At 70.4% G+C, this 10,515-nt stretch carries 9 protein-coding genes; 5 read left to right on the top strand and 4 right to left on the bottom strand.

Features of this window, described 5'->3' with window-relative positions; genetic code table 11:
• Window positions 1-202 precede the first annotated feature (202 nt).
• The 5 genes from rluD to CEK66_RS12785 all read left to right on the top strand — a co-directional run bounded on the left by rluD (window position 203) and on the right by CEK66_RS12785 (window position 4,055).
• The gene (gene rluD / locus CEK66_RS12805) at window positions 203-1,210 is read left to right on the top strand and encodes a 23S rRNA pseudouridine(1911/1915/1917) synthase RluD (RefSeq protein WP_152237171.1); all 1,008 of its coding nucleotides are present in this window, start codon (window positions 203-205) and stop codon (window positions 1,208-1,210) included.
• A 112-nt stretch (window positions 1,211-1,322) separates the two neighbouring features.
• Window positions 1,323-2,096 carry a peptidoglycan editing factor PgeF gene (gene pgeF, locus CEK66_RS12800; protein WP_152182413.1) on the top strand — a complete coding sequence of 258 codons (774 nt, stop codon included), beginning with the start codon at window positions 1,323-1,325 and terminating at the stop codon, window positions 2,094-2,096.
• Window positions 2,081-2,623, top strand: coding sequence for a DUF4166 domain-containing protein (locus CEK66_RS12795; protein WP_152237170.1), 543 nt, complete (start codon window positions 2,081-2,083; stop codon window positions 2,621-2,623). The genes pgeF and CEK66_RS12795 overlap by 16 nt, the downstream gene beginning before the upstream one ends.
• 37 nt (window positions 2,624-2,660) lie before the next feature.
• Window positions 2,661-3,053, top strand: coding sequence for a thiol-disulfide oxidoreductase DCC family protein (locus CEK66_RS12790; RefSeq protein ID WP_052250900.1), 393 nt, complete (start codon window positions 2,661-2,663; stop codon window positions 3,051-3,053).
• A 249-nt stretch (window positions 3,054-3,302) separates the two neighbouring features.
• Complete coding sequence (locus tag CEK66_RS12785) at window positions 3,303-4,055, top strand: hypothetical protein (protein WP_043091756.1); 753 nt, start codon at window positions 3,303-3,305, stop codon at window positions 4,053-4,055.
• A 36-nt stretch (window positions 4,056-4,091) separates the two neighbouring features.
• Here the strand turns inward: CEK66_RS12785 and CEK66_RS12780 are convergent, their stop codons facing one another.
• From CEK66_RS12780 to otsB, 4 genes are all read right to left on the bottom strand, one after another.
• Window positions 4,092-5,945, bottom strand: a complete 1,854-nt coding sequence (locus CEK66_RS12780) for a methyl-accepting chemotaxis protein (protein WP_152237169.1) — start codon at window positions 5,943-5,945, stop codon at window positions 4,092-4,094.
• 459 nt (window positions 5,946-6,404) lie between these two features.
• Complete coding sequence (otsA, locus tag CEK66_RS12775) at window positions 6,405-7,775, bottom strand: alpha,alpha-trehalose-phosphate synthase (UDP-forming) (protein ID WP_017916188.1); 1,371 nt, start codon at window positions 7,773-7,775, stop codon at window positions 6,405-6,407.
• Entirely contained in the window at window positions 7,772-9,553 is a 1,782-nt protein-coding gene (locus CEK66_RS12770) for a glycoside hydrolase family 15 protein (RefSeq protein WP_152237168.1), read from the bottom strand. Before CEK66_RS12770 ends, otsA begins: the two co-directional genes overlap by 4 nt.
• Before the next feature lie 76 nt (window positions 9,554-9,629).
• A complete protein-coding gene (gene otsB / locus CEK66_RS12765; protein ID WP_152237167.1) occupies window positions 9,630-10,382 on the bottom strand; it encodes a trehalose-phosphatase in 753 nt (250 codons plus the stop codon).
• Window positions 10,383-10,515: the final 133 nt, after the last annotated feature.

Below are 10,515 nucleotides of genomic sequence, written 5' to 3'. Positions count from 1 at the left end.
TGGCAACCCGTCGCCACGACCAGCGTGACCAGCAGCAGGGCGATGAAACGGACGTGCGCGGACAGCGGGACGGAGCGTCGGATCATGGGTTCGGGCGCGGCAGGGCAGGAATACGAAGGGGCGATGATAGCCTAGTGGCCTGTCCTGCGACTGACTATGGCCGCCGCGACCCCCTTTTTCCGACCCAAGCCGTGCCCCTGCCATGCCCCATACCCCCCCGGATCTCCCCGAGGACGCCGTCGGCGACGGCCCGCGCCAGGCGCGCGTCCCCGATCACGCCGCCGGCCGCCGCTTCGACGCGGTGCTGGCTGAACTGTTCCCCGAATACTCGCGTTCGCGCCTGGCCGAATGGATCAAATCCGGCGACGCCCTGCTCGACGGCGCCCCGGCGCGGCCGCGCGATGCACTGCGCGGCGGCGAGATCGCCAGCCTGCACGCGGTGCTGGACACCCAGACCCACGCCCTGCCCGAGGACATCCCGCTGGAGGTGCTGTACGAGGACGACCAGGTCATCGTGCTGAACAAGCCAGCCGGGCTGGTGGTGCACCCGGGCGCCGGCAACCCCAGCGGCACCCTGGTCAATGCCTTGCTGTACCGCGACCCGGGGCTGTCGGCGCTGCCGCGCGCCGGCATCGTGCACCGCCTGGACAAGGACACCAGCGGCGCCATGGTGGTGGCGCGGACCCTGCAGGCGCATACCTCGCTGGTGGCGCAGCTGTCGGCGCGCGACGTGCACCGGCAGTACCTGGCGGTGGTGGTCGGGGCCCTGGTCTCCGGCGGCACCGCCAACGCGCCGATCGACCGCCATCCGCGCGACCGCTTGCGCATGGCGGTGCGCGAGGACGGCCGCGACGCGGTCACCCACTACCGGCTGCGCGAGCGCTTCCGCGCCCACACGGCCCTGGAATGCCGCCTGGAGACCGGCCGCACCCACCAGATCCGCGTGCACATGGCGCACCTGAAGCACCCCATCGTCGGCGACCCGCTGTACGGCGGCCCGCTGAAGCTGCCCAAGGGCGCCAGCGAGGAGCTGATCGCCGAACTGCGCGGCTTCAAGCGCCAGGCGCTGCACGCCGAGACCCTGGAGTTCAAGCATCCGCTGAGCGGCGAGCCGGTCCGCGCCACCGCGGCGGTGCCGGCCGACCTGCAGCAGCTGATGGCCGCCCTGCGCGTGGATGCGCAGGCGGCCGCCGAGCGGGCGCGGCGCTGAGCATGGCCGAGAGCCCGGTTTCCCACGCCCTCGCGCGCGACTGCGTTTCGCGCGGCGGCCGGCGGCGCCAGGCTGGCGGCGTGTCGGCCGATGTGGGGCGAGGGCGCGGCCAATGAGCGACTTCGCCCTACCAGCCGACTGGCCGGCACCGCCGCGGGTCCACGCCCTGACCACCCTGCGCACCGGCGCCGGCGCCTCGCAGCCGCCGTTCGACCGCTTCAACCTCGGCAACCGCAGTGCTGCCGACGGCGACGACCCGGCCACGGTGCAGCGCAACCGCGACGAGTTGGCCGCGCGACTGGCGCTGCCGACGCCGCCGCACTGGCTGCGGCAGGTGCACGGCGTGCAGGTGCTGCGTTTCGACGGGCCGCCGCAGGGCGCCGGCATCAACGCCGAGCCGACCGCCGATGCCGCCGTCACCGCCGAGCCCGGTGTGGTGCTGGCGATCCTGACCGCCGACTGCCTGCCGGTGGTGTTCGCCGCCCGCGACGGCAGCGAGGTCGGCGCCGCGCACGCCGGCTGGCAGGGGCTGGCCGGTGGCGTGCTGGAGGCTACCGTGGCCGCGCTGCGTACGCCGCCCACGCAACTGCAGGCCTGGCTGGGGCCGGCGGCCGGACCGCAGCACTACGAGATCGGTGTCGAGGTGCGTGAGGCGTTCCTGCGCCACGATCCGGCCGCCGCGGCCGCATTCGTGGACACCCGGCCCGGCCACTGGCGGGTGGACCTGTACGCACTGGCGCGGCAACGCCTGGTCGCGGCCGGCCTGGCGCCGGACCGGATCCACGGTGGCGGCCTGTGCACCATCGCCGATGCGCAGCGCTTCTACTCCTATCGGCGCGACCGCCGCAGCGGGCGCATGGCGACCCTGGCGTGGATCGCGCCCTGACCCCGCCGCTGTTCGCGCAGGTGCTGGGGCCGGCGTTCGCGCACTTGCCACCGATACTGCGCGCGCTGCACACGCCGTCGTTGCAGTCGCGCTATGTCGGTCAGGCCGTGGTCCAGCGCGGCCGCCACCCGCTGTTGCCGCTGTGCGCGTGGCTGGTGCGGCTGCCGCGCACCGGGCCGGCGACGCCGGTGGAGGTGGTGTTTCGCGCCGATGCCCACGGCGAGCGCTGGGAACGCCGCTTCGGCACGCATGCCATGCCCTCGCGGCTGTGGCTGCACCGCGGCCGCCTGCGCGAGCGGCTGGGTGCGGTGGTGTTCGAATTCGCCCTGCGGATCGACGGCGCCGGCATCGAATGGCGCGCGGCGCGCGCCTGGGCCTTCGGCGTGCTGCCGCTGCCGCGACGCTGGCTGGCCGGCGTGCACTGCCGCGAAGACCAGCGCGACGGCCGCTACGCGTTCTTGATCGCGGTGAGCCTGCCGTGGATCGGCCCGTTCATCCGCTACGAGGGCTGGCTTGCGCCGGCCTGAGCCGCCACGGGGTGCGGCGCCCGCGGCGTCGGAGGACATGGCCATCGTCGTGTTCGACGGGGTCTGCGCGCTGTGCAGTCGCTGGGTGCGGTTCCTGCTGCGCCATGACCGCCGCGGCCGCTACCGGTTTGCGGCGATGCAGTCGCCGCGCGGCAGCGCGCTGTTGCGCGAGCACGGCCTGGATCCGGCCGATCCGCTGTCGTTCCTGCTGCTGACACGGCACGGTGCCTTGACCGATTCGGACGCGGCGATCGCGGTGATCGCCGGGCTCGGCGGCGTGTGGCGCAGCGTCGCGTTGCTGCGCCTGCTGCCGCGCCGCTGGCGCGATGCCGGCTACCGGGTGCTGGCGCGCAACCGCCATCGCTGGTTCGGTACCACGGCGCAATGTTTCCTGCCGGAGCCGCAACAGCGTTCGCGCTTTCTGGAGTGAGCACGACACGCGCGGCGCGTCTGATCGGCTGTTTCCTCGCGCGAGCCCATCGCCGCGGGTTCACAAGTGCCTGCGGTGGCCGTTCTTGACGGACGGGCCACCCACGCGATCGGACCGGCAACGATGGAGATTCCTCTGCTGCTTCTGCTGGCAAGCCGCTGGCAGCGGCGTCCGTCAGCCTCCTTGGCAGATAGCACCGTGGTGCCCCCCGTTTCCACGCTCCCACACCCGCCCGAGAGGAGTTTCGCTATGCCCAGTCCTACGCCTGCGCGGCTGATCGATCCAAGCAATCGCGTGTTCGGCACGATCGATATCAAGAACTACAGATTCGTCGGCGAGCAGCTGCCCAGTACCTACTACATGAGCGGAACGGGCCCGTTCATCCGCTTGCGTCCATTGCATCGATCCGGTTTCGCCATCTACGAAAGGCCGACGCGCGTGGTGGGGCTCTATGCGGGCGACTGGGACCGGGACGACACCTTCGCGCAGAACATCCAGAATGTGGCGCTGTATCGCGAACTCGGCGCAAGCGCGGCCGACATCGCCGCCAGCATCGAACGCCTTAAACTGGTCGCGCGTCGCACCGACGAGATCATCCAGCAGAATACCGCCCAGCCGCTGGAGTTGAACGACGCCGTCGTCTTCGTCAACGAGGGCGCCTTGGCCGGAACAGTGTGGGGCGGCGACAAGCAAAAGACCGGCAACGTGTACAAGCCGTTGAAGGTGGTCGATGCGACCGGCCCCAGCAGGAAGGCCCATGCCGGTCATGCCTTCGCCACGCGCGAGGCGGTGGAGCGGTTCTATGCCGATTACTACCCGCACGTGCTGGGGCAATTGATGCTGCTCGGGCAGGCCCAGCAATCCTTCGTTTCGCAAGCGCCCAATGGCGATGACGTCGTGACGGTGATCAATACCGACACCGGGTACTTTCCTCAGAGCGAGTTTCCCACCCGCGCCAGCCAGTTGCAGTTCCTGCTCCAGCAATTCATGCGCTTTGCCTGATCCTGGACGGGGCGGGCGGTCGTCGCGTGCGTCGCCTCAGTAGGTACGGCGCAGCAGTGGGGTGACATTGCTGCCGCCCGGCCGCCCTTGTCCCGTCTCGATCCGGAACACCGCGACCGCCGCAGCCAGGCCGCCGGCCTGCTCCTCCATGCTGCGCGCGGCGGCGGTGGCTTCCTCGACCAGGGCGGCGTTGCGTTGGGTCACCTCGTCCAGTTGCGCCACGGTGCGGTTGACCTGTTCGATGCCGCTGGACTGCTCGCCGCTGGCGGCGCTGATCTCGCCGATCAGGCCGGTCACCCGCTGCACCGAACCGACGATCTCGTGCATGGTGGCGCCGGCGCGGTTGACCAGCGCGGCGCCTTCGCCGACGGTGCGCGTGGACGCTTCGATCAGGTCCTTGATCTCCTTGGCCGCATCGGCCGAGCGCTGCGCCAGCGACCGCACCTCCGAGGCGACCACGGCGAACCCGCGGCCCTGTTCGCCGGCGCGCGCCGCTTCCACCGCGGCGTTGAGCGCCAGGATGTTGGTCTGGAAGGCGATGCCGTCGATCACGCCGATGATCTCGCCGATGCGCTGCGAGGACGTGCTGATCGCGCGCATCGTCGCCACCACCTCGTCCATCACCTGGCCGCCGGAACGGGCGACCTCGCCGGTGTTCTGCACCAGGCCGTTGGCCTGCTGCGCGTTGTCGGCGTTCTGCTTCACCGCCGAGGTCAACTCTTCCATCGAGCTGGCGGTCTCCTCCAGGCTCGCCGCCTGCTGTTCGGTGCGGTCGGACAGGTCGGTATTGCCTGCGGCGATCTCCGAGGCGGCGCGGCGGATCGTGTCGGCCGACTCCTGGATCCCGACAATGATTTCGGTGAGCTTGGCGACGGTGCGGTTGGTGTCCTCGCGCAAGCGCGCGAACACGCCCTGCGCCTGGCCGTCGACGCGGTGGGTGAGGTCGCCTTCGGCCAGCGCCGCCAGCGCCCCGGCCAGCTGCGCCAGATTGCTCTCCACCCCATCGGAAATGCGGTTGACGCCCTCGGCCAGCGACTTGAGGACGCCGTCCATCGCCGCGGTCTCGATGCGCTGGCTGAAATCGCCGTGCGCGGCCGCCTCGATCACCGTGGCCAGCGCCTGTTCGGCGTTGACCTGCGCGGTCACCTCTTCCCATTGCGCGATGGTGCCCAGGCGGCGGCCGTCGGCATCGTCGATCGGGCTGTACACGAAATCGATCTGGCGGCCGAAGAACGGCGCGCGCACGCGCTTGGAGCCGGTCAGCGCGCGCATGCGATCGATCGCCGCCTGGCTGTCCGGATAGATGTCGCCGATGCTGCCGCCGACGAACTGTTCGGCGCGGAATTCGGGGCGGAAGCGCTGCACGTCCGGTTCGATGGTGCGCAGCATCTGCAGCAGCTTGCGGTTGGCGAAATGCACGCGGCCATCGTCGTCGGCGATGCGCACCATGGTGTCGAGATCGTCCAGCGCCTGGATCACGAAACGGCCGTGGCGCAGTTCGGCTTCGGTCTGCGCCTGGCGCGCCGCCAGCGCCTGTTGCGCGTTCTGCAGCGCACGCAGCAGCGCCACCTCGGCCGTGTCCCCGAGCACCTCCACACGCTGCTCGAAGCGGCCTTCGCCCAGCGCCTGCAGCGCCTGCGTGGCGTGTTCCAGGGCGCGTGGCGCGCTGCGTCTGCCGAGCCAGACCAGTGCCGCGGCGGCGGCCACGGCGACCAGCAGCGCCGGCAGCAACCGCGGCAATGCCGATCCGTTGGCTCCCACCGTGCGGCCGACGTGCAACGCATAGCCGGCCAGCGCCAGCAGCACCAGGACATGGGACAGGGCAAGCAGCGCCGAACGCGGGCGCAGCCAGGAGGCGGTGGGGCGGAGAACGGCAGTTGGCGAGGGCATGGTCTGCACCGGCTGGGAAACAACGGGCAACGCCGCGAGGGCGGTGCGATCGCGTGGGGGATGATCCAGTATCGGCATATCACCGTGCCGGCTTGATCGCCTTCACCTGCCGTTCGTCGGAAACTTTATATGGACTGAACGCCTAAGGCAGAGCGCCGAAGGCGTGATGATGTGCTGCGGCGCAGCAGGCGATCGACTCAGGGCCGCGCCTGGGACGCGGCGCGGGCGGCCGCAAGCGCGACGTGCATCGCGAAGCAGCGATCGCGCTGCGGTGGCCTCGGCAAGCAGATCAGCCGGCGCGGCGCGTGGCGGCTATGTTAGGCAAGGCAGGCAGTCGGCCGCGACGGGACACGGAACACCGCGTCATGCCGCGCCATGGCGGATGGCGCATGGCCTGCAAGGCAGGATCGCACGGCGCGCAGGCGATGCGCGCCGCGTGGTGCAACGCGTGTGCCGCCGCTAGCGCACGCTTTCCAGCGCCTGCAGATAGCGCTGGCGCCATGCGTTGATGTCGTGCTTGCGCAGGTGATCCATCATCGCCTGCCAGCGCTCGATGCGCTTGGCCTTGGGCAGCGACGCGCCGGTGGCGATGGCGTCGGCGACGCCGTCCAGGTCGTGCGGATTGACCAGCAGCGCTTCCTTCAGTTCATCGGCGGCGCCGGCCAGCAGCGACAGCACCAGCACGCCGGGATTCTCCGGATCCTGTGCGGCCACGTACTCCTTGGCCACCAGGTTCATGCCGTCGCGCAGCGGCGTCACCAGGCCGACCTGTGCGGCGCGATAGAAGCCGGTCAGGGTGGCGTGGGTGAAGTTGCGGTTGACGTAGCGCAGCGGCGTCCAGTCCGGCTCGGCGTGGCCGCCGTTGATGTGTCCGGCGATCTGCTCGAGCTGGTTGCGCAACTGCTTGTACTCGGTGACGTCGCCGCGCGAGACCGGCGCGATCTGCAGGTAGGTGAGGCTGCCGCGCTGGTCGGCATGCCGTTCCAGGTAGCGCTCGAAGCCGAGGAAGCGTTCCGGCAGACCCTTGGAGTAGTCCAGCCGGTCCACGCCGATCGCCAGTTGGCGATCGCGCAGGCTGCTGCGCAGGTCGCGCACCGCCGGCTTGGACATCGCCGCGCGCGCCTGCTGCGCGATCAGTTCGGTGTCGATGCCGATCGGGAACATGGCCGCGCGGAACCTGCGTCCGCCCGGCGCTTCCAGCACGCCGTCCTTGATCACCTTGCCGCCGCCGAACAGGCGCACGTAGGCCTGGAAGCGGTCGACGTCGCGGCGGGTCTGGAAGCCGATCAGGTCGTAGGCGTAGAAGCCGGAGAACAGCCGCGCATGGTCCGGCAGTGCCTGGATCAGGTCGGCCGAGGGGAACGGCACGTGCAGGAAGAAACCGATGCGGCAGCCGATGCCGCGCTCGCGCAGCAGCGAGGCCAGCGGGATCAGATGATAGTCGTGGATCCACACCGTGTCGTCCTCGCGCAGCAGCGGCGCGAGCTTGTCGGCGAACATGGCGTTGACCCGGCGGTAGCCCTCGCGGGTGGCGCGGTCGTAGTCGACCAGGTCCAGGCGGAAGTGCAGCAGCGGCCACAGCGTGCGGTTGGCGAAGCCGTTGTAGTACGCGTCCAGGTCGGCGCGATTCAGGTCCATGGTGACGAAGCGGATATCGCCCTGGGTCTGTTCGTGCATCGCGCCGCTGTCGCCGCGCACGGTCTTGCCGCTCCAGCCGAACCACACGCCGCCGCGCTCCTTCAGCGCCGCCAGCAAGCCCACCGCCAGGCCGCCGGCGCGGTTCTCGCCGGGCAAGGCCACGCGGTTGGATACCACCACCAATCTGCTCATGACGCCTCCTGCCAACTGCGCGACAAGCGCATGGCGGCGATGATCAGGCCGACATGCGAATAGGTCTGCGGGAAATTGCCCCAGGCTTCGCCGTTGTCGAAGGCCAGATCCTCCGACAGCAGGCCCAGGTGATTGCGCCGGGCGAGGATGCGCTCGAACAGCTCGCGCGCCTCCTCCTTGCGGCCGATCGCGGCCAGGGCGTCGATGTACCAGAACGTGCAGATGGTGAAGCTGGTCTCCGGTTCGCCGAAATCGTCCGGCGCCACGTAGCGGTACAGCGCGTCGCCATGCTTCAGATCGCGGCCGATCGCCTCGACCGTGGCGATGAAGCGCGGATCGTCCGGGGCGATGAAGCCGATGTCGGCCAGCAACAGCAGCGAGGCGTCCAGCCGGTGGCCGTTAAAGGTGTCGGTGAAGTGGCCCAGCTCCGTACTCCAGGCCTCGGCCAGCACGCGTGCGTGGATGCGCTCGGCGCGCTCGCGCCAGTACGCCACGCGGTCTTCCAGGCCCAACCGCGCGGCGATCTTGGCCAGGCGGTCGCAGGCGGCCCAGCACATCGCGCTGGTGTAGGTGTGCACCTCGGCGCGGCCGCGGAACTCCCACAGGCCGGCGTCGGGCACGTCGTGCAGTTCGAAGGCGCGCTCGCCCAGCGGCTCCAGGCGCAGGAACGTGTGGGTGTCGCCGGGATCCTTCAGGCGCAGGTCGAAGAACAGCTGGGTGGAGGCCAGCACCACGCTGCCGTACACGTCGTGCTGCTTCTGGATCCAGGCCAGGTTGCCGCGCCGCACCGGGCCCATGCCGCGGTAGCCGGCCAGCGATTCGACCTCGTGTTCCTCCAGCGCCGCCTCGAAGCCGATGCCGTACAGCGGCTGCAGGCTGCCGTCGGTGGTGGCGATGTTGAAGATGTAGCCGAGGAACTGCTCCATGGTGCGGGTGGCGCCGAGCCGGTTCAGCGCGCGCACCACGAAGGCGGCGTCGCGCAGCCAGCAGTAGCGGTAGTCCCAGTTGCGCGGGGTGTCCGGCGCTTCCGGGATGGAGGTGGTCATCGCCGCGATGATCGCGCCGCTGTCCTCGTACTGGCACAGCTTCAGGGTGATCGCGCTGCGGATCACCGCGTCCTGCCAGTCCAGCGGCACCGACAGGTAGCGCACCCACTCGCGCCAGTATTCCTCGGTGCGTTCCTGTGCTTCCTGGATGTAGCCGGTCAGCGAGCGGGTCAGCGATTCGTCCACGCCCAGCATCAGGTTGACCGGGTGGTTGAGCACGAACGGCAGTTCGTCGCGGATGAAGCGCACCGGCACGTCGGTGGTCAGGCGCAGGGTGAAGTCCGGCAGCAGCCAGCGCACGTGGTTGCTGCCCCAGGTGCTCTCCGGCTGGCGCGCGCCCCAGTCGGCCAGCGGCCTGGCCAGCACGCGGATGCGCGGGTTGCCGGCCAGCGGCCGCACCTGGCGGATGATGCTGACCGGGCGATAGAAGCGGCCGTGGTTGCGCCAGCGCGGCGCGAAGTCGATCACCTCCACCGCGCCGCCGTGCGCGTCGCGCAACACGGTGCGCAGGATCGCGGTGTTGGCCAGGTAGTGCTGGTCGCTGTCGACGAAGTCTTCCAGTTCGATGCTGAAATCGCCGCCGGGATGCGCGCGCGGGGAGAGCAGGGCGCAGAACGCCGGGTCGCCGTCGAAGGCCGGCAGGCAGCTCCACACCACGCTGGCCCGTTTGTCGATCAGGGCGCCGAAGCTGCCGTTGCCGATGACGCCGAGGTCGAGATTGGGGGAACTCATGGAGCGGTCGGGTCCTTGTGCGGAAGCAGTGGGGGAAACGGCCACGGGGCGCGGACGGGCAGGCGTTGCGCTGGCCTCATCCGGCGTTATCGCGCAGCCAGGCGTGTACGCCGCGTGGATCGGGCAGCGCATAGGTGGCGACGCTGTCGGCGCGAGTGCCGACCAGCACGCTCCAGCCGCCGGCCTGGTTGGCCGCGGCGAAGCCGAATTCGTCGGTGAGATCGTCGCCGACGAACACCGGGCGGCGTCCGCGGAACGGCGGTTGCTGCAGCAGCGTGGTCAGCGCCACGCCCTTGTCGCTGCCTTCGGGCACGAACTCGACCACGTGGTCGCCGGGCTGCAGGCGGTAACCGGGCAGGTCGGCGATCTGTTCGTCGGCGAACGCCAGCACCGCCTCGGCCGCGCTGGGCGCGGCCCGCCAGTGCAGGGCCACGCTGGCGCCCTTGTCTTCGACCAGCACGCCCGGATGCGCCTGGCGCAGATGCGCGGCGCGCGCATGCAGCGCATGGAGAAAGTCGGAGGTATCGGCGGGCATCGCCGCCTGCGCGTCGGCGTTGCTGCGCAGTTCGTGGCCGTGCAGGCCGGCGGCGGGCAGCCGCAGTGGCGCGAACAAGGCGTCCAACTGCGTCAGCGGACGCCCGCTGACCAGTGCCACCGCGCCACCGAGGCGCTGGTGCAGGCGGCCGATCGCCTCACGCACCTCGGGCAGCAACTGCACCTGGTCGGGGCGTTCGGCAAAGGAAATGAGGGTGCCATCCACGTCCAGGAACAATGCGCAGGCATCGTCCAGACGCGGCGGCGGCGGTCGGAGGGGGAGCGCGTCTGCCATCCGGCCATGATGGCGCAGCGGGCGTTAGCGTCAGGTGGATTGGGGGCCGGGAATCGGGAATGGGGAAACGGGAATGGGAAGAGCAAAAGCGGTGCCTGCGCGCGCTGCTGTTGCTTTTACCCATTCCCGATTC

The sequence above is a fragment of the Xanthomonas sp. LMG 12460 genome (assembly GCF_009192895.1).
Classification (GTDB): domain Bacteria; phylum Pseudomonadota; class Gammaproteobacteria; order Xanthomonadales; family Xanthomonadaceae; genus Xanthomonas_A; species Xanthomonas_A sontii.
This window is presented reverse-complemented; position numbering and strand designations above follow the sequence as displayed.